We start from the raw sequence: 18803 nt of genomic DNA, 5'->3' as shown, positions 1-18803 counted from the left end.
GGGTTCTCACCCCGAGGTGACGGAGGTCGCGGGTGTCTCCTCCACGAAGCTGTAGGGCGGCAGCGGCCCGTTGACCCGGAAGACAAGGTGGGGGGCGGACTTCCGGATCTCCTCGATGGCGCCGAGGAGGCGCTCGGAGGAGCCGCGGTCGACGAGGAAGGAGAGGTTGCTGATCCAGCCCGTGGACTCGGGTCCCTCGCTGACGGCGTCCGCCTGCGGTTCGAGGGTCGCGCGGACCAGCGCGCCGTCGTGCGCCTCGCGCGCCTGCACGGCCTTCGCGACGGCCTCGCCGAGCTGGAGCTTGTCCTCGTGGCTGCCGCCGCCGGCGTCGCGGTTGCGCAGGGCCAGGGCGCGTACGTCGTCGTTCTCCGCCATGACGGTGCGCAGCACGGCCTCTTCCTCGTGCTGGACCTTGACGTTGTACTCGACGCGGTCGCGCAGCGCGGCGAGCCGCTCCCGGTAGTGCGACACCCGCTCCTCCAGGGCCGTCGCGACCGCGGCGTCGTCCTCGGCGACGCTGCCGAAGCGCATGGGCAGGACGGTGCCGCCGCCACCCGCCTCGGACAGGACGTTCTGGTGGGCGAGCAGGTCGCGCCGCTTGGGCCGGAGGTTGTCGGGCGCGTCGCTGACGATCGCGGCCAGGCCGCCGCCCTTGACGATCCGGACGGTCAGCGCCGGGGATCCGAGGCCCTCCATCCCCTCGGGCAGGCTCGGGTGGTCGGCGTCGGCGATGCCGTAGACGTACGTGCTCACTCCTGCTCCTCCTTACGACGGCTCGACGAGGTGCGGCGCTGGCGCGGGGCCTTGTTCTCCTCGCGGGCCTGCGAGAAGGCGTCGGATATGGTCTCCGCCGCGCCGGAGAGCGCGCCCTTGGACTTGCCGCGGGCGCCGGACTCCATGGTGTCGCCGATGATGTCCGTCAGGCCCGAGGGCTTCTTGCTGCCGGTCTCCAGGTCGAGGCGGTTGCAGGCCTCGGCGAAGCGCAGATACGTGTCCACGCTGGCGACCACGACTCGAATGTCGATCTTCAGGATCTCGATGCCGACCAGCGAGACGCGGACGAACGCGTCGATCACCAGGCCGCGGTCGAGAACCAGCTCGAGGACGTCGTAGAGACCACTGGTCCCGCCGCCTCCGCCGCCCTGTTGGGTCGTTGCGACTGTCATGTGCTTCCTCCCTGTCGTTCGCTTCCCGGGGTACCCGCAGGTCAGCGGCGGTCGTCGGAGCGACCGCGCTCGTAGCGCCGGACGCGCCGGTAGCCGGTGAGGGTCCCCTCGTGGTCCAGGGCGACCTCGTAGCTGGCGAGCAGGCTCATCGTGTCGGGCACCCTGGACAGCTCCAGTACCTCGACCTCGAGCACCCACCCGTCGTCGGTGGCGCGGAACGAGGAGACCGAGTCGACCTCTTTGCCGGTCAGCTCCATGAGCTGTTCGCGCGCCTCGCGCAGCGCCTCGGTCGGCCGCAGGCGTTTGGGACGCTGCGGGCGCTCGGCCGCGGCGCGCTTGCGCGTCCGGGCCCCGGTGCCGGTCCCGGCGCTACTACCGCTGCTCTTCTTGGCGGTTGCCCCGGAAGTGTCGTCGGACTCGTCGTTCGCAGCTTTCGATGCGTTCGATGCCTTCGATGCGTTCGATGAATTTGATGTATTCGATGTGTTGGTCATAGCGATCTCCACCCCGCGTGCCCGCGAATCCCTGGCCAAACCTTCACAGTTCGCTCGATTTTTCTGGACCGTTCACCGGGTGCGTTCCGCGTCCCCGGCCTCGGCCACCGAATGCCCCACAACCACGGTGTTACGACTCACAGTTGGGTGACGGGTATTCAACTCGGCCCCCGAAGAGCCCACTTGGCGCACGGATCGCGCACAACGATCATGGAACTCGCCGGTCGGGGCACACGTCGATCAAGAAGTCAGCGACGACACGCAGGAGGCCCCGTGCCCATACGGAAAACCAGGAGCGCCGCGGCCCGCCCCCGGACCGCGGGCCATCCGCCGACCACGGCCCCGGCCCGGCTCTCCGGTCCCCTCGTCGCGCTCGCCCTCATAGGCGCGCTGATCTGCGCCGTCGTCCTCGTCTTCCTGCGCTTCGCCGCGTGGGCCGGCGCGCACCCGCTCGCCGCCGTGCTCCTGGCACTGTTCGCCGTCCCCGTCCTCTACATCCTGTTCCGCGCCATGCCGCGCACCCGCGAACTGCGCCGCGCCGCACGCGCGGGCGCGGCCCAGGCCGACCGTGAGCTGGCCGAGACGGCGCCGACCGCGGATCCGGCGGCCCCCGTACAGGACCGGGACACCGTCCGGCTGCGCACCGGCACGGCCGTGGCGCCCGCGCGGGACGGCCTCACCGCCGTACTCCCGGACGCCGCGCCCGACTTCACGGCTCTCGACCCCGACGGTTTCGAGGCGGCCGTGGCGGCGCTCTGCGAACGGGACGGCTGCACGGACGTCCAGGTCGTCGGCGGCGCGGGCGACCTGGGCGCCGACGTCCTCGCCACCGCGCCCGACGGCCGCCGCGTCGTCGTGCAGTGCAAGCAGTACGGACCTACGAACAAGGTCGGTTCCCAGGACCTCCAGCGCTTCGGCGGCACCTGCTGGTCGGTGCACGGGGCGCAGCTCGCGGTGGTCGTGACGACCAGTGAGTTCACCGCACCGGCCGCGGAGTACGCCGACGGGTGCGGAATCCGCTGCTTCGACGGCGCGGAACTCACCGCCTGGGCGGACGGCTCGGGCCCGACGCCGTGGGGCCCGACGCCGGTGTGGACCGGACCAGAGCGGGCCGGGCAGGTGGGGCAGGTCTGAATTCCGCCGCGGCGGACATCCGGACCCCATGCCAGAACAGCGGAGTCCCGTGCCGGAACAGCGGAGCGAGAACGACCAGCCGGAGGCCTTCGGCCCCTCCCCCGAGGTGGAGGAGGCCGCCCCCGACAAGCCCACCGAGTTGTCCGGGCACGCCTGGGGCCAGGTGCTGCGGCACAGTCTGCGCGAGTTCCAGAAGGAGGAGCTGACGGACCGGGCCGCGGGCCTGACGTACTACGCCGTCCTCTCCCTCTTCCCCGCTCTGCTCGTCCTGGTGGCGCTGCTCGGCGTGGTCGGCGAATCCGCCACGCAGAAGGTCCTGGACAATGTGGAGAAGCTGGCGCCCGGCGCCGCGCGCGAGATCCTCACCAACGCGGTCGAGCAGTTGCAGGGCCGCGCGGGCACCGGCTCGGTCATGGCCGTCGTCGGCATCCTGCTCGCCGTCTGGTCCGCCTCCGGTTACGTGGGGGCGTTCATGCGGACGGCCAACCAGATCTACCACGTGCCCGAGGGGCGCCCGCTGTGGAAGCTGCTTCCGCTGCGCCTCGGCATCACCCTCGCGCTGATGCTGCTCGCCACGCTGAGTGCGCTCGTCGTCGTCTTCACCGGGGGCATCGCGCGCCGCGTCGGCTCCGTGTTCGGGGTCGGGGACACCGCCCTCACCGTGTGGTCCGTGGCCAAGTGGCCGCTGCTCGCGATCCTGCTGGTGCTGATGATCGCCCTGCTGTACTGGGCCGCGCCGAACGTGAAGGGGCGCGGCTGGCTCTGGGTCACCCCGGGCGGCTTCCTCGCCCTGTTCGTCTGGCTGGTGGCCTCGGCGGGCTTCACGCTGTACGCGGCCGGGTTCGCGTCCTACAACAAGACCTACGGCACCATGGCCGGCGTCATCGTCTTCCTCGTATGGCTGTGGCTGAGCAGTCTGGCGATCCTGCTCGGGCTCGAGTTCGACGCGGAGATCGCGCGGCAGCGGGCCATCAGCGGCGGGCACTCCAGCGACGAGGAGCTCTTCGTCGAGCCGCGGGACACCAGCGCGTGGGACGAGGACGACGTGCAGCAGGTGCAACCGAGCGTGTCCCGCCCCGATAAGGGGGTAACCGCACCGTAAGTCAGCGCAGAAGCCGTAAGTCAGCGCAGGAACCCGACCGTCATCGGAGGCGTCATGGCCGGCATTCTCAACCGGATCAAGCAGTACAGCCGTACCCCGCAGGGGCAGCGGACCGTCGCGTCGGCGCGGCGCGCGGCGGCCGACCCGCGCAAGCGGGGGCAGGCCCGACGGCTGCTCGGCAAGCTGCGCCGCCGCTGATACGGCCGATGTGATCAAAAAGTTGCGCTGCTCACAGGAGTGAGCGGCGTCGGCGGGCTGATCGGGGGCACTCGGATGCCGCCGCACCGGGCGGCAGACCCCGAGCCGATGAGTGAGGAACGCAGATGACGACCCGTAGCCCGCACCGATCCCTCGTCGGCCGGACCGCCCTCATACCGTCGCCGCCCGAGTTCGACGCGGACGCGGGCGCCGAGCTCGAAGCCGCCTGCTGCTCCGTCTGGTTCGTGTCGCGCAGCACGGAACACGAGGTCACCTGTGTGACGCGGGCCGCGCGACTCGGCGCGGCCTGAAGAGGCATGTCCGGGCAGATCCGGGGCAGTTGAAGTTCTGTCGACCCACCGGACAACAGAGCCCTCACCGGGAGCGTTTCGTGCTGAACCCCGATCCGATGTTCATCCGGACCCTTCTGAGCCGCTACGCCGATGTGCAGTTGCGCTTCTCGGAGCGTCCGACGCAGGAACTGCAGTGGCAGCTCGACGACGTCACCTACACGCTCTGCGTCAGCACCGGCACCCGGACGGTCCACGAAGCGCTCATGGCCGCGGACGGCGTTCTGGAGCGTGCGGCGGCGGAGCGCTCCGGGGACGAGTCACAGGCCGCCTGAGCCACCGGGTGCGGCGGGCAGCCGCAGTTCGGCGGTGATCGTCTTGCCGTTGCCGGCCACGTCCACCATGACCTGCGAGCTGAGCCGCTGCACCACCATCCAGCCGAACCCGCCCGGCGTCCGCGCCTGTGAGGAGATCCGCCGCGGCACCTCCACGCTGTGGTCGCTCACGCTCATCCAGAGGGAGTCACCGCTCAGACCGGCGCCGAACGCGGTCGTGCCGCCCGCGTGCCGGATCGCGTTGGACGTCAGCTCGGTGGCCACCAGGAGCGCGTCGTCGTGCAGCCGTCGCGCCTGCTCCAGCGGGAGCCCGCAGCAGACCTCGAGCAGGACCCAGCTGACCTCCGCCCGCGCCTGCGCACACGTCGTGCGCTCGGGGGCGGGTGTCCCGGGGACACTCATCAAGACGTGATCCTCTCTCTGTACACGTGCAAATACTGCACTTCATCGCTGTCTCGGTTCCGCTTCGTTCCGCTCCGTTCCGCTTGCCCAGCGCCGCTATCCGCACACCCGAGCGGACGGACCACTCCCAGGTGGTGCGTTCACAGCCGTGAAATCCCGCCCGACCTGGCGTTTTCCGCGGGAGACGGGTAGTGAAAAACCGGGTAGTGAAGAACACAGCCGTCCCGTCCCTGGGAGGCGCGGGCATATGACAAGGTCGGGGCATGGTCAGTAACAACGAGAGCATCGAACTCACCCTGCGGGAGCGGGTGGCGGTCGTCACGTTGCGCCATGACATCGACCTCGAGGACGCGGACGAGGTCACCGAGGTCTTCCGGCGCGCGTGTACCGACTCCCTGACCGCGGCGACCCTGCTCGACCTGAGCGAGCTCGACTTCGCCGACAGCACCCTGCTCAACCTGATCCTGCGCGCGAAGGCCGAGCACGACGAGGCGCACCGTCCCTTCGTCCCGGCGGTCGCCGCGGGCAGCGCCGTGGAGCGGCTGTTCGACATCACGGGCGTCACCGACGTCCTGGGGTCGACCCGTTCGTACGAGGAGGCGCTGCGCCGCGTCAAGACGCTCACGGCCTGATCGTCGGCGGCCCGACCGTCCCACGGACGGCGCCGCTTGATCGTCCTACGGACGGGTAGCAGAGCGGCATGTCCACCGATATCGCCACTCCCCCGAGCGGCTACGTGCAGCCCGCCGTCGACGTCCGAGCCCTCTCCGCGGTCCTCGACGGCGAGTACGCCGAGATCCGCGATCTGGTCCGCGCCAACCTGGCGACCTACGCCTCCGTGCTCGAGGAGGCCGAGACGCTCGACATCGACGCGTACCGCGAACGCGTCCGCGAACTCGTCGTCGAGATGGCCGCGACCGGCCAGACCGGCATGGGGTTTCCGGCGGAGTACGGGGGCGGTGGCTCCATCGGTGCCTCGATCGCCGCGTTCGAGACGCTGGCATTCGGTGACCTGTCGGTCCTCGTCAAGGTCGGTGTGCAGTTCGGTCTGTTCGGCGGCGCCCTCCTGCAACTGGGCACGGAGCGCCACCACGACGCCTACCTCCCCGACCTGATCACCGGGAAGCTGATGGGCTGCTTCGCGATGACGGAGACCGGCCACGGCTCCAACGTCCAGGCGCTAGCCACCACCGCCACGTACGACCCGGCGACCCAGGAGTTCGTCCTCGACACCCCCGACGACCAGGCGCGCAAGGACTACATCGGCAACGCCGCCCGCCACGCCGAACTCGCGGTCGTCTTCGCCCAGCTGGAGGTGGCCGGCGAAGCCCACGGCGTGCACGCCTTCGTCGTCCCCGTGCGGACCGACGGCGTACCCGCGCCCGGCGTCCGCATCGAGGACGACGGCCGCAAGATGGGTCTCAACGGGGTCGACAACGGACGGATCCGGTTCGACGGCGTACGGGTGCCGCGCGAGGCCCTGCTCAACCGGTTCGCCGACGTCACGCCCGACGGTGTCTACGAGAGCGCCATCGAGAACCCGGGCCGCCGCTTCTTCACCATGCTGGGCACGCTCGTCCAGGGGCGGGTCAGCGTGGGCGGCGGCGCGATCAACGCGGCGAAGGTCGCGCTCGCCATCGCCGTCAAGTACGCCGAGCGGCGTCGCCAGTTCAGGGCCGCCTCCGACGAGGAGGAGCAGGTCCTCCTCGACTACGGCCTTCACCAGCGCCGCCTGCTGCCGCTCCTCGCCCGCACCTACGCGCTGCACTTCGCGCAGGACGTCGTCCGCACGCAGCTGCACGACGTGTTCTCCGGCCGTACGGACGACGAGCGGAGCCGGCGGGAGCTGGAGTCGCGGGCCGCGGGCACCAAGGCGCTCGGCACCTGGCACGCCACCCGGGTGATCCAGGAGTGCCGCGAGGCGTGCGGCGGCGCGGGGTACCTCGCCGTCAACCGGTTCGCCGCGCTCAAGGCCGACAGCGACATCTTCACGACGTTCGAGGGCGACAACCACGTCCTGCTCCAGCTCGTCGCGAAGGGCCTGCTCACCGGCTACGCGCACGAGTTCGGGGACATGGACCAGCTGGAGATGGTCCGCTACGTCACCGGGCTCGCCGTCGAGACGGTCATCGAGAAGACGTCCGCGCACAAGCTTCTCGAACGCGTACGTGACCTGCTGCCCGGCGGCGACGCGTGGGACCAGGAGGCGGGGCTCCTCGACTCCGAGTACCACCTCGCCATGCTGCGCTTCCGCGAGGAGCACATGCTCGCGGGCGCGGCCCGGCGTCTCAAGCGCGGCATGGACGGCGAGGCGAGCCCCGGCGCGGTCTTCTCCCAGGTGCAGGACCACGTCATCGCGGTGGCCCACGCCCACGTGGAGCGACTGGTCCTGGAGGCGTTCGTCGAGAGGCTGCGCACCCTCCCCGAGGGTGACAACAAGGTGGCACTCGGCCTCCTGTGCGACCTCTTCGCCCTGACGACGATCGAGTCGGACCGCGCCTGGTTCATGGAGCACGGCCGCCTGACGGGCCAGCGCTCCAAGGCGATCAGCCGCGAGATCAACGACCTCTGCCGCAAGGTCCGCCCCCTGGCCCTCGACCTGGTCGACGCGTGGGGCGTTCCGCCGGAGATGCTGCGGGCACCGGACCTGGTGGGGCGCGACGTCTGACCGCCGTCCGGCGGCGGCCGACGTCAGTCCAGGTAGTGCGCCCTGCCCTCGTCGTCGAGGCCGACCGCGCCCTCTCCCTCCGGGATGACGCAGAACTCGTTGCCCTCGGGGTCGGACATCACCAGGAAACCGGCTCCGTCGTAGGCGTGGAGGCGGTGGCCGCCGAGGGCCTCGATGCGGGACTGCTCCGCGACGGGGTCGGCGCAGGCGAGGTCGAGGTGGAGGCGGTTCTTGCCCGGCTGGGGGGCGGCGCCGCGCTGGATGCCGATGCCCAGGCCGTTCTCGCGGCGCAGCCACACGTAGGGGCCGGTGCGGCCCACGACGGGCCGGTCGAGCACCTCCGACCAGAAGGCGGCGAGGCGCTCGGGGTCGGCGGCGTCGATGATGAGGCAGTCGATCCGCAGCCGTGCCATGGCGGTCAGCCCGCCCCGGGCAGGGACACCGAGAGGACGCCGTCCTCCTCGATCCGCGTCTCGAAGCTCGGCTGCGGCGCGGTCGCGGGCCCCCGCTCCACCGAACCGTCGGAGAGCCGGAAGACGCTGCCGTGCCAGGGGCAGGTCACGCAGCCGTCGGCGAGCTCCCCGTCGGACAGCGGGCCCGAGAGGTGGCTGCAGCGGTCGGCGATGACGTCGACCGCGCCGTCCTCGCCGCGCACCACGAGGAGCGGCACCTCGCCGAGCATCCAGCGCGCCGGTTTGCCGGGGGTCAGTTCGGCGACGGGGCGCAGCCGGTGCCAGCCGGGCTCGACCAGGTGCGGCACGGGTTCCGTCTTGTTGGCGCCCGCTCCCTGCCGGTAGGCGAGGTGGCCGCCGATGAACCCGCCGACGCCCGCGCAGGCGAGCCCGGCGAGGCCGAGCGCCCGGCCGCGCAGGGGGTGGCGTCCGCGGGCGATGAACGAGGCCCCGTACAGCGTCACGGCGGTGGCGTTGGCGGCGGCGTGCACGAGCCCCGTACGCATCTGCTGCTCGTGCTGCTCGGCCCAGTCCGCCCAGCCGGCCAGCGCGGCGGGCAGCGCCGTCACCGTACCCAGGCCGACGAGGAGCCGGGCGGAGCGGCGGGCGCCGGGCACGTAGTCCAGGACCGCGGACGACAGCCAGGCACCCATCGGCAGCTGCACCATCAGCGGGTGGAGCGGATGGCCCAGCTGGCGGCCGTGGAGCACGTCGCGGAGCCCGCCGAGCGGCAGCGCCTGCACGGCCTTCTGCACGGGCGCGACGACCCGGTCGAGCGACTCGGCGTTCTCGACTTTGTCGAGGGCGTCGAGAGCGGAGCGGAGCAGGCGCGGCACGCGCACGCTCAGGGGCACGGTCGGCGTCCGGGCGCCGGGGGCAGTGGTCATGGCTGGCGATTCTCCCGTCGACTCCGAGTCAAACTTCGTAGGCCGTCGGCGATGGGCGGCGGGTGTACCGCAACGGCCCACACACGAGAGAGGGCGTGACCGGTGACCGGTCACGCCCTCTCTCAAGCGGGTGCCCGCGCCGCGGGCGCCGCGCGCGGCGTCACGCCGACTTCGCGGCCTCCTTCTCGCTGGTGGCCCCGGCCGTGGTGAGCGTGCCGCCCGCCGTCTCCAGGTGCGCGCGCACGAACCACTGGAACTGCTCCAGGTCGCGCAGCTGCTCGATCAGCAGGTCCTCGGTGGCGGGGTCGATCTCCCCGACCGACTTGATCGCCTTGCGCAGGTCCTCGATGAGGCCCGTGTACACGAGGTCGAGGGCGCCGAGGTGGGCGATGGCGTCGGCGCGGCCGACGCTGTAGTCCTCCCACTTGCGGGCGGCGACCAGGGAGCCGGGCGTGCCCTGCGCGACACCGCCGAGGGCGGCGAGGCGCTCGGCCACGTCGTCGGCCATGTCACGGACGCGGTCGACCTGCGGGTCGAGCATCTCGTGCACGGCGATGAAGTGCGGGCCGACCACGTTCCAGTGAACGTGCTTCAGCGTCAGGTGCAGGTCGTTCAGGCTGTGCAGCCGCTCCTGAAGCACCTCGATGACCGAGGCGGCGTCCTTCACCGTGATGCCAGGGACGGTGTAGCGGGGGGTGGTGGTCTTGGAAGTCAACGTCCAGCCTCCTGTCTCATACCGGTTTGTGCTGTTTCGGTACCCCGTTTCCTCGGCTTAACCCCACTCTTCGAGCGAACCGCCCCCGGTCTGCTCACAGACCGGGGGCGAACGGGGGCCTTACCGGCCGGGGCCGCTAGTCGTTGGTCAGCAGACCGGCGCGCAGCTTGGCGAGCACGCGCGAGATCAGCCGGGAGACGTGCATCTGGGAGTAGCCCAGGGCGTCGGCGATCTGCTGCTGGGTCTGCTCCTCGACGAAGCGCAGGTGGATGATCGTGCGCTCACGGTCGTCGAGGTCCGCGATCAGCGGGGCCAGCGAGTGGAAGTTCTCGACCAGCTCGAAGCGGCCCTCGTCGAAGCCGATGAAGTCGGCCAGCATCGTGTCGGACTCGTCGTCCTTGCCGCTGACGGCGGCGTCCAGGGACACGCTGTTGTAGCCGTTGGAGGCCATCTGGGCCTGTGCGACCTCGGCGGGCTCCAGCTGCATCAGCTCCGCCAGCTCCGCCGTGGAGGGGGAACGGCCGAGTCGCGTACGCAGCTCCTCGGTGGCCCGGGACAGTTCGAGCCGCGCCTCCTGGAGCCGTCGCGGCACGTGCACGGCCCACGACGTGTCGCGGAAGAACCGCTTGATCTCGCCGGTGATGTAGGGCACCGCGAACGAGGTGAACTCCACCTCGCGGGTCAGCTCGAACCGGTCGATCGCCTTGATCAGGCCGATGGTGCCGACCTGGACGATGTCCTCCATCTCCTGCTGACCGCGGTGGCGGAAACGCGAGGCCGCATACCGCACGAGCGACAGGTTCATCTCGATGAGGCAGTTGCGCACATAGCTGAACTCGGGCGTGCCCTCCTCCAGCTCGGCGAGCCGGTCGAAGAACCTTCTGCCGACCTCACGCGCGTCCTTGGGCGCGAGTGACGTCGGGTCCGCATAGGCGCGCGCGACCAGATCCTCCTCGGCCGCCGAGGCCGGTGCCAGGCTCTGGTCCTGCGCCGTCACGGTGATCATGTGTCCGCCCCTTCTCGTGTGTGGCGCCGGCCCCATGTGCGGTGCCGGCACACCTCTCTTCGCTGCACACGCATATTTCTACTCATGTGCCGACGAATCCTTGCGGACCCCCGGAGGTGTCTGTGGGTGTGTCAGTGGTGTCCGTGCGCACTGGACGAGGCGCCGCCGAACAGTCGCGCGACGGCCCGGAAGGGAAGCGTGACGACGGTGGCGATGGCGCCACCGATCGAGCGCAGTACATCAGCGATGGCCTTGAACATGACGGTCTCCTCTCCTGGTGCCGAGCCCGGAGCGGGCACGGGTCTCCGTGCCGTCCGGGCGGTCACTGCACTGGGTGTCCTGACGAAGACTTCTCAAACACGTTGACCTCAGCGCGCACGCACATTGCTCGACGCACATGCGCACTCCGCGCACAGCGCACGGGGGTCCCGCACACGATGCGGTCACCGGCGGCCGGACTTAAGGTGACGGCAGATTGGTGGCGCGGCCATCGGGTACTGGGCGGCAGCGGCCCCCATCCCCCTTGAAACCTGGGAGTGACCTCCATGCCCGCATCCCTGCACGGCCTGTCCGCCGTGGTCACCGGCGGCTCTCGCGGCCTGGGCCTGCTCATCGCCGACGAACTGGTGCGGCGCGGCTGCCGCGTCACGCTCGCGGCCCGGGACGCGGCCGAGCTGAAGCGCGCCGCCGAACTGCTTCAGAAGCGGCGGCCCGGCGCGGCCGTGCGGACCACCGTGACCGACGTACGCGACAAGGAGAGCGTCGCAGACCTGTTCCGGGACGCGGCGGAGGCCTGCGGGGGCGTGGACATCGCCGTCGCCAACGCGGGCATCATCCAGGTCGCCCCGGCGGAGGCCGTCGGCAAGGCCGGTTTCGACGACGCGATGGGCACCATCTTCGAGGGCGCACTGCACACCAGCCTCGAAGCACTCCCCTACCTGCGCGAGAGCCGGGCGGGCGGCAGGCTCGCCCTGATCGGATCGGTGGGCGGCCTGCTCGCCGTGCCGCATCTGCTGCCGTACTCCTGCGCCAAGGCGGCCGTCGGCGCGCTGGCCGAGGGGCTGCACGTGGAGGCCGCGCGGGACGGTGTCTCCGTGACCGCCGTGCACCCCGGTCTCATGCGTACGGGCTCGCACCTGCACGCCGTCTTCGGCGGTGACCGGCGGCGCGAGTTCGCCTGGTTCTCCGCCCTGGCGGGCACCCCGGTCGTCTCGATGGACGCGCGCCGCGCCGCCGACCGCATCGTCACCGCCGTGGAGCGGCGCCGCGTCCGGCTCGTGCTCACCCCGGCGGCGATCGCCGCCGACAAGGTGCACGGGCTCGCCCCGGCGCTCACCGCGCGGCTCAGCCATGCCGTGAACTTGTTCCTGCCGTCGGCGGACGGCGAGCCCGAGCTGCGTCCGGGGATCGACGTCGAGCCGCCCGGCCCGCGCACCTTCGGCGAGCGGCTGCGCTCGCTGGGCAGCGCCTTGAACGACCGGGCGGCGCGCGCGAACAACGAGCGGCGACGGACCGCACAGGAACGGTTGCAGTCGTAACGCGCGAGGCGCTCACGACACACCCGCACCGTCCCGTCACCGACACCCGCACCGTCCCATCACCGATACACCCTCGCTCACCCACCGGCACACCCACCGGCACACACGTAACACGTATCACCACGCCTTGCGAAGGAGAGCCATCATGACGCGCGACCGCGACCGGCACGACACCACCCGCCCCGCCCAGACCGCGACGGACGAGGTCCTGGACGAGATCGAGGACGCGGAGACCGACCCGCTGCGGGACGACAAGGAGGCCCCGCACCGCGGCGAGAGCGCCGACGCCACCTCGCCCAACGTCGACGCCCAGAAGGACGTGGAGGGCGACTGACGGGCGGGCCCGGGGCACCCGTGCCCTGTGGCCCGTGTGCGCTCCCGTGTCCGTATGAAGCACACGTGCATGAAATGTGCGGACGGGGACACTCGGGAAACGAGTTGCTTTAACAAAAAGGAGCCTCTCGGAAATGATCACTCCGCACCCGCAGATCCTGCGTTCGCTGCTGTCCCGCTACGCGACGGCACGCGTCCAGCTGGTCGAGAACGACACCCTCGCGAACCGGCGCCTCCTCGAGGACGTCGCCTACACGCTGTGCGTCACCACCGGTACCCGCGAGATCGAGGACGCTCTCGCCACGGCCGAACGCTTCCTGACCGTCGAGCCGGCCGACGCCGCGGTCGCCGGTACGGCGGCCGGCCAGGAGCAGGCCGATCAGACGTTGGTCGCCTGAGCCGGCTCCGGTCCCGGCCCAGCTTTCCGATCAGCTTCCTGATCAGCTTTCCGGTCAGCTTCCTGATCAGCTTTCTGAGTGGCAAGGAACAACACACCTATGACGGACAGCACGTTGACGCCCGAGACGGGTCGCGTCGGCGGACCGGACGAAGAGGTCCGGGACGGTGTCGCGCCGGACGAGGCCAGGCGGGAGAGCGCCGCCGGGTTCGCCTCGGTGGTCGGCCTCATGGACCGGGGAAAGCTCGAGTTCCCGCTCCCCGGTTCGGGGCGCACCGCCCAACGCCTCGCCGCCCTGCAGTCCGTCGCCGAGGACGATCTCTGTCTGGCGCGACTGGTCGAGGGGCACGTCGACGCCCTCGCCATCCTCGCCGAACTCGACGGCCCCTCGCCCCGGCCCGGCCGGCGCTGGGGCGTGTGGGCCGCCGAGCCCCCCGGCACCACGCTCGAAGCCGTGCGCTCCGGCGACGGCTGGGTCCTCGACGGACTCAAGCCGTACTGCTCGGGCGCGCGGAGCTGTACCCACGCACTTGTCACGGCGCGGACGGCGGAGGGCCGACGCCTCTTCGCCGTCACCATCGACCCCGCCACATGTGTGCCCGTGCGAGGCACGTGGCAGGCCGTGGGCATGGCGGGCAGCGACACGCCCGACGTCCGCTTCCACCAGGTCCCGGCCGTCGCCGTCGGGGACGTCGAGTCGTACGTGCGACGGCCCGGCTTCGAACACGGCGGCATCGGCGTCGCCGCCTGCTGGTACGGCGGCGCGGTCGCCGTCGCCCGCGCGCTGCGCGACGCCGCGGCCCGGCGCCCCGAACCGCACACCGACGCCCATCTCGGCGCCGTCGACGTCCAGTTGCACGCGGCGGGCGCGGTCCTGCACCGGGCCGCGGCGGAGATCGACGCCGACCCCTTCGACAGCGCCGGCGAGGCCCGCGTTCGGACCATGCGGGTACGCGCCTTCGTCGAGTCCGTGTGCTCCGAGGTCCTGACCCGGGTCGGCCGGGCCACCGGCGCGGGCCCCCTCTGTCACGACCCGCGCCACGCACGCGCCGTCGCCGATCTGACCGTCTACGTGCGCCAGCACCACGGCGAGCGCGATCTGGCGGCGCTCGGTGCGCTCCTCGCCCGCCCCGAGGAGTCCGCGTGACCCGCCCCGCGATATCCGACGCCCGCATGTCCGACGCCCACGTACCCGACGCCCACGTATCCGACGCCCACGTATCCGAGGGCCACGTACCCGACGCCCACGTATCCGAGGACCGCATGTCCGGCGGCCACATGTCCGGCGGTCGCCTGTCCGACGGTCACCAGGACGCGCCCGCGAACGCGATCCAGGCCCCGGGCACCGACGAGGCCCTCTGGCGCGCCTGGGACGGATGGGACGCGATGGAGCCCGCGAGCCTGCCGGAGAGCGGCCGCGTCGTGGTGGTGGCCGCCCATCCGGACGACGAGGTGCTCGGCTTCGGCGGCACGATGGCGCTCCTTGCCGGGCGTGGTGTGCGGCTGACCGTCGTCTCGGTCACCGACGGCGAGGGCTCGCACCCCGGCAGCCGGATCGTCACCCCCGCCTCCCTGGCCCGGCTGCGCGCCGACGAACTCCGCGCCGCCCTCACCGAACTGGGCGCGGGACAGGCCGAGATCGTCCGTCTGGGAGTGCCGGACACCGGCGTCGCCGACCACGAGGAGCAGCTCGCCGACGCCCTCGCCCGACTGCTGCGCGGCGCCGACATGGTCGCCGCGCCGTGGACCGGCGACGTGCACGGCGACCACGAGGCGGCGGGCCGCGCCGCCCGCACGGCCGCGCGACGCACGGGCACACCCTGCTCCCTGTACCCGGTCTGGATGTGGCACTGGGCGCGGCCGGACGACCCACGAGTGCCGTGGAAGTCCGCACGCCGCGTCGAACTGCCCGCCCGAGTACAGGAGTTGAAGCGGGCCGCGATCGACCGGTTCACCACCCAGATCCATCCCCTCGGACCGGGCCCGGGGGAGGCGGCGGTGCTGCCGCCCGAGGAGCTCGCCCACCATCTGCGCCCCACGGAGGTCCTGTTCCAGTGAGCACCCCGCCCTCGTACTTCGAGGAGATGTACCGCGGCGCGGCCGACCCCTGGCACCTGGCCGAGCGCTGGTACGAGCGGCGCAAGTACGACCTCACGCTCGCCGCGCTGCCCCGCCCGCGCTACCGCCGCGCCTTCGAACCGGCCTGCTCGGTCGGTGAGTTGACGGTACGCCTGGCCGGACGCTGCGACGCCCTCCTCGCCTGCGACCGTGTGCGGTCCGCGGTCGGCACGGCGGCCCGCCGCACCGAGGACCTGCCGCACGTCGAGGTCCGCCACCTCACGCTGCCCGCGCAGTGGCCGGCCGGAACCTTCGACCTCGTCGTCCTCTCCGAACTGCTCTACTACTTCGACCGCGCCGAACTCGACCTCGTGCTCAAGCACGCCGTCGACGCCCTCGAACCGGGCGGCACCCTCGTGACCGTCCACTGGAACCACCCGGTCGCCGAACACCTCTACGCGGGCGACGAACTCGCCGGCGTCCTGGGCGCGGTCCCGGAGCTCGCGCTCGCCTCCGACCACCGCGAACCGGACTTCGTCCTGCAGACGTACGGGCGCCGCGCGGACGACGGCACGCCGCCCCCCTCCCCCGCCGCCGCGGAAGGCCTGGTGTGAGGCCGCGTGCCCTCGCCGTCCTCGTCCCCGCCCACAACGAGGAGGCGCTGCTCCCCGGCGCCCTGGACGCGATCCGCACCGCGGCACGTCACCCCGCTCTGCGGCGCGTGCGGGTGCTCACCGTGGTCACCGCGGACACCTGCTCGGACGGCACGGTCGCGGCGGCGCTCCGCGCGGGCGCCCAGACGGTGCGGATCGCGAGCGGCAGCGTAGGGGTGGCGCGTGCGGTGGCGGCCGAGCGCGCCCTGGAGATTTTGAACGGCCCGGCGGGCGTCTGGTTCGCGTCGACCGACGCGGACAGCACCGTGCCGCCCCGCTGGCTCGCTTTCCAGTACGCGCGCGCCGTCGAGGGCTGGGACGCGGTCGTCGGCACCGTCGACGTCAAGCGGTGGCCGCAGCCCGTGCCCGGGCTCGCGGCCCGGCACCAGCTCGAGTACACGGCGACCCGTCCCGCCCGCGGACCCTGGCACCACCCGCACGTGCACGGCGCGAACCTGGGCGTCCGCGCCGACGCGTACACCACGGTCGGCGGCTTCCCGCCCGTGCGGGTGAGCGAGGACCACGCTCTCGTCGACGCGCTCGACGCCACCGGGCACCGGGTGCTGCGCACCGCCGACTGCCCGGTCGCCACCTCGGGCCGCCTCACCCCGCGCGCCCGCGGCGGCTTCGGCGACCACCTCGCCGGGCTCGCCCTGGAGGACAGCCCCACACTCTGACGACGGGACCGGATCGGCTCAGTCCGGCTGCGGGCACCACTCGAACATGACGATCGTCGCGTCGTCCCGCAGCCGCTCCTGCGCCGCCAGGAGCGAGTGGATGAGGCGGCGCAGCGTCTCCCCGGGCGGCTCGCCCGAGGCGGTGGCCCGAATGACGTAGTCGGCGAACTGGTCGAGCCCGAACCGGCTGCCGTCCCCGGTACGCGCCTCGGTCACCCCATCGGTGTACATCAGCACCCGGTCGCCCGGTTCGAGCGTGGTCTCGTGCACATGACGCGGTACGGACGCGAGGACCGCGGGCAGCCCCATCGGCGGTTCCGGGTCGCGGTCGAGGGCGTGCGCGACGAGGCGCCGGTCGCGGATGAGCAGCGGCGGCGGATGCCCGCAGTTGATCCAGCTCAGCCGTCCGGTGGTGAGGTCGAGCCGGGCGAAGATCGCGGTGCAGAACTTGTCGGGCAGCCACCGGGACAGGGCCGCGTCGACCGAGCCGACGAGGTCGTGCAGATCGGCCCCGACGCGCCGGGCGTTGCGGGCGGCGGCCAGCGCGAGTACGGCGACGAGCCCCGACGCCAGATCGTGCCCGACCGCGTCGAGGACCCCGGCGTGCAGCGCGGTGTCGGTCAGGTCGTGCTCGAAGGCGTCACCGCCCAGTTCGTAGGCCGGCTCCACGACCGCGGTGGACAGGGCGCGGGTGCAGCCGATCGTGCGCGGCGGCAGGTAGGCGCGCAGCATCTCCGCGGGCAGCGTCATGGTGTCGGTGCGCGCGGTGCGGACGAAGGAGTCCTCGTAGGCCCGCTTCGACGCGATCATCAGGGCGCACAGCGCCGCGAGCGTCCGGCCGCGCCGCAGCGCCTGCGGATCGAGCGCGGGCGCGGTCACCTCGAGGACGCCGAGCCGCTCCGCCCCGTCCACCAGCGGCAGCCAGGCCACCATGCCGCCGTGGTGGTGCTCGTCCACGCGCAGGGACTGCGTGCGGTAGCTCCAGCCCGCGAGCGAGCCGTCGATCGGCAGGGCGGGCACCGTGGCGTTGAGCGGGGTGAGCTGTCGCTGCTGGAGGTCGGCAAGGTAGACCACCGCGTTGGCGAGCCCCAGCGCGTTGGCGCTGCCGGCCACGGAAGTCGCCAGGTCCAGCGGCAGGTTGGCGGGGTCGGCGAGGAACTCGCCGAGGGCGCCGTCCGCCGACTCAGGGATCACGCCCCGCTCCTCTCCGCCGCACCGTCCCGCGGGCGTGGCCGCCCCTCGCAGTCTCACACCCTCGGGCCACGGCCGCCTGCGTGCACACACGTGTGACCCGGATGGCCGTACGCGCACACGTCCGTGCACGTGTCTCCGTGTGGCTCTCCCGAGATGCGGCGCGCGTCACCGTGACAACACTGGAGGTCATGGCAGAGCAACGTTCAGCACGGGCCGCGGCCTCACCGACGGCGACCCGGAAAAGATCCGCGCCCGCGAAGGGGCCGGCCCACGCCGCCCGCACGGCCTGCCGGACCCTCCAGGAACTGATCGGCCACCGCACCGAGGGCGTCTCGGCCGTGCAGCGCTCCGACGACGGCGGCTGGTACGTGGTCGTGGACGTCCTCGAAGTGGCCCGCATCCCGGACACGACGAGCCTGCTCGCCTCCTACGAGGTGCTGCTCGACGCGGACGGCGAACTCCAGGAGTACCGCCGGGTGAGGCGGTACCGGCGGGGCGCCGCCGACGAGTGACACACCTCCGCACGCCACCCCGTCCATGGAAGGACCCCGATGACGAGCACGACCTATGCCGACGAGATCGCCCCCTGCCCGCCTCGCGCCGGCACGCTCTACGACGTCCTGGAACTCATCCTCGACCGGGGCATGGTGATCGACGTCTTCGTGCGGGTCTCCCTGGTCGGTATCGAGATCCTCAAGATCGACGCCCGCATAGTCGTGGCGAGTGTGGACACGTATCTCCGCTTCGCGGAGGCGTGCAACCGCCTCGACCTCGAACGTGACTCAGGCTCCACCACCGTCCCCGAACTCATCGGCGGCGGCGCCGCGAAGAAGATCGGTAAGCGCAAGGTGCGCAACGCCGCCGAGTCCGTCGGCGACACCGTCCGCAAGGTGGTCGGCGGCGGCAGCGGCCACCACGACGACGAGTCCGATGACAGGGACGACGCGGACGGCTCGGACGACATGCACGACTCGGGCGGCGAGCGGGAGGAGCGCCCGAGGAAGCGCCGGGCCCCCGCCCGCAGCGGCAGCAGGTCCGGCAGTGGCAGCGGTACGGCTCGACGGCGCAGGGCGGAAGCATGACGAAACCGAGCGAGATTAGCGG

At 71.9% G+C, this 18803-nt stretch carries 26 protein-coding genes; 16 read left to right on the top strand and 10 right to left on the bottom strand.

What is annotated here, in order from left to right; all coding sequences use genetic code 11:
- Positions 1-6 precede the first annotated feature (6 nt).
- Genes ACH4RC_RS05815 through ACH4RC_RS05805 form a run of 3 tightly spaced genes read right to left on the bottom strand, consistent with a single transcriptional unit; the run spans position 7 to position 1660 of the window.
- Positions 7-753, bottom strand: a complete 747-nt coding sequence (locus ACH4RC_RS05815; RefSeq protein ID WP_398195539.1) for a GvpL/GvpF family gas vesicle protein — start codon at positions 751-753, stop codon at positions 7-9.
- Positions 750-1166 carry a gas vesicle structural protein GvpA gene (locus ACH4RC_RS05810; RefSeq protein WP_398195537.1) on the bottom strand — a complete coding sequence of 139 codons (417 nt, stop codon included), beginning with the start codon at positions 1164-1166 and terminating at the stop codon, positions 750-752. Before ACH4RC_RS05810 ends, ACH4RC_RS05815 begins: the two co-directional genes overlap by 4 nt.
- Before the next feature lie 41 nt (positions 1167-1207).
- Positions 1208-1660, bottom strand: coding sequence for a gas vesicle protein (locus tag ACH4RC_RS05805; RefSeq protein WP_398195534.1), 453 nt, complete (start codon positions 1658-1660; stop codon positions 1208-1210).
- Between the two features lie 273 nt (positions 1661-1933).
- Between ACH4RC_RS05805 and ACH4RC_RS05800 the strand changes: the two genes are divergently transcribed.
- The 5 genes from ACH4RC_RS05800 to ACH4RC_RS05780 all read left to right on the top strand — a co-directional run bounded on the left by ACH4RC_RS05800 (position 1934) and on the right by ACH4RC_RS05780 (position 4719).
- A complete protein-coding gene (locus ACH4RC_RS05800; protein ID WP_398195532.1) occupies positions 1934-2794 on the top strand; it encodes a restriction endonuclease in 861 nt (286 codons plus the stop codon).
- Between the two features lie 28 nt (positions 2795-2822).
- Positions 2823-3896 (top strand): YihY/virulence factor BrkB family protein, encoded by a 1074-nt coding sequence (locus tag ACH4RC_RS05795; RefSeq protein ID WP_398195531.1) that lies wholly within the window; start codon positions 2823-2825, stop codon positions 3894-3896.
- 54 nt (positions 3897-3950) lie between these two features.
- On the top strand, positions 3951-4094 hold the full coding sequence (locus ACH4RC_RS05790) for a hypothetical protein (protein ID WP_398195529.1): 144 nt from the start codon (positions 3951-3953) through the stop codon (positions 4092-4094).
- A 125-nt stretch (positions 4095-4219) separates the two neighbouring features.
- Positions 4220-4405: a hypothetical protein gene (locus ACH4RC_RS05785; protein ID WP_398195528.1), complete on the top strand. Its 186-nt coding sequence runs from the start codon at positions 4220-4222 to the stop codon at positions 4403-4405.
- Positions 4406-4485: 80 nt separating this feature from the next.
- Positions 4486-4719, top strand: a complete 234-nt coding sequence (locus ACH4RC_RS05780; protein WP_398195526.1) for a DUF5133 domain-containing protein — start codon at positions 4486-4488, stop codon at positions 4717-4719.
- On the opposite strand, the gene ACH4RC_RS05775 is transcribed toward ACH4RC_RS05780, so the two are convergent.
- Positions 4705-5121, bottom strand: a complete 417-nt coding sequence (locus tag ACH4RC_RS05775) for an ATP-binding protein (protein ID WP_398195525.1) — start codon at positions 5119-5121, stop codon at positions 4705-4707. The two genes, ACH4RC_RS05780 and ACH4RC_RS05775, sit on opposite strands and share 15 nt — an antisense overlap.
- A 263-nt stretch (positions 5122-5384) precedes the next feature.
- Here ACH4RC_RS05775 and ACH4RC_RS05770 point away from each other — a divergent pair, with 263 nt between their 5' ends.
- Both ACH4RC_RS05770 and ACH4RC_RS05765 read left to right on the top strand, forming a co-directional pair.
- Positions 5385-5753 carry an STAS domain-containing protein gene (locus ACH4RC_RS05770; protein ID WP_398195522.1) on the top strand — a complete coding sequence of 123 codons (369 nt, stop codon included), beginning with the start codon at positions 5385-5387 and terminating at the stop codon, positions 5751-5753.
- A 68-nt stretch (positions 5754-5821) separates the two neighbouring features.
- Positions 5822-7789, top strand: coding sequence for an acyl-CoA dehydrogenase (locus tag ACH4RC_RS05765; protein ID WP_398195519.1), 1968 nt, complete (start codon positions 5822-5824; stop codon positions 7787-7789).
- Between the two features lie 23 nt (positions 7790-7812).
- On the opposite strand, the gene ACH4RC_RS05760 is transcribed toward ACH4RC_RS05765, so the two are convergent.
- The 5 genes from ACH4RC_RS05760 to ACH4RC_RS05740 all read right to left on the bottom strand — a co-directional run bounded on the left by ACH4RC_RS05760 (position 7813) and on the right by ACH4RC_RS05740 (position 11109).
- Positions 7813-8202: a VOC family protein gene (locus ACH4RC_RS05760; RefSeq protein ID WP_398195517.1), complete on the bottom strand. Its 390-nt coding sequence runs from the start codon at positions 8200-8202 to the stop codon at positions 7813-7815.
- 5 nt (positions 8203-8207) lie between these two features.
- Positions 8208-9128 carry a Rieske 2Fe-2S domain-containing protein gene (locus tag ACH4RC_RS05755; protein WP_398195515.1) on the bottom strand — a complete coding sequence of 307 codons (921 nt, stop codon included), beginning with the start codon at positions 9126-9128 and terminating at the stop codon, positions 8208-8210.
- Between the two features lie 160 nt (positions 9129-9288).
- On the bottom strand, positions 9289-9843 hold the full coding sequence (gene dps, locus ACH4RC_RS05750; RefSeq protein WP_398195512.1) for a DNA starvation/stationary phase protection protein Dps: 555 nt from the start codon (positions 9841-9843) through the stop codon (positions 9289-9291).
- Positions 9844-9979: 136 nt separating this feature from the next.
- Positions 9980-10849 carry a SigB/SigF/SigG family RNA polymerase sigma factor gene (locus ACH4RC_RS05745; protein WP_398195510.1) on the bottom strand — a complete coding sequence of 290 codons (870 nt, stop codon included), beginning with the start codon at positions 10847-10849 and terminating at the stop codon, positions 9980-9982.
- Between the two features lie 131 nt (positions 10850-10980).
- On the bottom strand, positions 10981-11109 hold the full coding sequence (locus ACH4RC_RS05740; RefSeq protein WP_388971974.1) for an LPFR motif small protein: 129 nt from the start codon (positions 11107-11109) through the stop codon (positions 10981-10983).
- Between the two features lie 285 nt (positions 11110-11394).
- On the opposite strand from ACH4RC_RS05740, the gene ACH4RC_RS05735 reads away from it, so the two are divergent.
- The 7 genes from ACH4RC_RS05735 to ACH4RC_RS05705 all read left to right on the top strand — a co-directional run bounded on the left by ACH4RC_RS05735 (position 11395) and on the right by ACH4RC_RS05705 (position 16505).
- Entirely contained in the window at positions 11395-12387 is a 993-nt protein-coding gene (locus tag ACH4RC_RS05735) for an SDR family NAD(P)-dependent oxidoreductase (protein ID WP_398195508.1), read from the top strand.
- A gap of 145 nt (positions 12388-12532) precedes the next feature.
- Positions 12533-12721, top strand: a complete 189-nt coding sequence (locus ACH4RC_RS05730; protein ID WP_398195506.1) for a hypothetical protein — start codon at positions 12533-12535, stop codon at positions 12719-12721.
- Positions 12722-12854: 133 nt separating this feature from the next.
- Complete coding sequence (locus tag ACH4RC_RS05725) at positions 12855-13118, top strand: DUF5133 domain-containing protein (protein ID WP_361078795.1); 264 nt, start codon at positions 12855-12857, stop codon at positions 13116-13118.
- Between the two features lie 99 nt (positions 13119-13217).
- Positions 13218-14264: an acyl-CoA dehydrogenase gene (locus ACH4RC_RS05720; RefSeq protein WP_398195504.1), complete on the top strand. Its 1047-nt coding sequence runs from the start codon at positions 13218-13220 to the stop codon at positions 14262-14264.
- Between the two features lie 131 nt (positions 14265-14395).
- Entirely contained in the window at positions 14396-15175 is a 780-nt protein-coding gene (locus ACH4RC_RS05715) for a PIG-L deacetylase family protein (protein WP_398195749.1), read from the top strand.
- On the top strand, positions 15172-15789 hold the full coding sequence (locus ACH4RC_RS05710; RefSeq protein ID WP_398195502.1) for a class I SAM-dependent methyltransferase: 618 nt from the start codon (positions 15172-15174) through the stop codon (positions 15787-15789). Before ACH4RC_RS05715 ends, ACH4RC_RS05710 begins: the two co-directional genes overlap by 4 nt.
- Complete coding sequence (locus tag ACH4RC_RS05705; RefSeq protein ID WP_398195499.1) at positions 15786-16505, top strand: glycosyltransferase; 720 nt, start codon at positions 15786-15788, stop codon at positions 16503-16505. The genes ACH4RC_RS05710 and ACH4RC_RS05705 overlap by 4 nt, the downstream gene beginning before the upstream one ends.
- An 18-nt stretch (positions 16506-16523) precedes the next feature.
- Here the strand turns inward: ACH4RC_RS05705 and ACH4RC_RS05700 are convergent, their stop codons facing one another.
- A complete protein-coding gene (locus tag ACH4RC_RS05700) occupies positions 16524-17699 on the bottom strand; it encodes a PP2C family protein-serine/threonine phosphatase (RefSeq protein ID WP_398195497.1) in 1176 nt (391 codons plus the stop codon).
- A gap of 188 nt (positions 17700-17887) precedes the next feature.
- Here ACH4RC_RS05700 and ACH4RC_RS05695 point away from each other — a divergent pair, with 188 nt between their 5' ends.
- The gene (locus ACH4RC_RS05695; RefSeq protein WP_398195494.1) at positions 17888-18211 is read left to right on the top strand and encodes a gas vesicle protein; all 324 of its coding nucleotides are present in this window, start codon (positions 17888-17890) and stop codon (positions 18209-18211) included.
- A 39-nt stretch (positions 18212-18250) separates the two neighbouring features.
- Complete coding sequence (gene gvpJ, locus ACH4RC_RS05690; RefSeq protein WP_398195492.1) at positions 18251-18781, top strand: gas vesicle protein GvpJ; 531 nt, start codon at positions 18251-18253, stop codon at positions 18779-18781.
- Positions 18782-18803: the final 22 nt, after the last annotated feature.

This window comes from Streptomyces sp. NPDC016845 (assembly GCF_044332585.1).
GTDB lineage: Bacteria > Actinomycetota > Actinomycetes > Streptomycetales > Streptomycetaceae > Streptomyces.
Note: the sequence above shows the minus strand (reverse complement) of the source record. Positions and strands in the feature narration are given on the sequence as shown.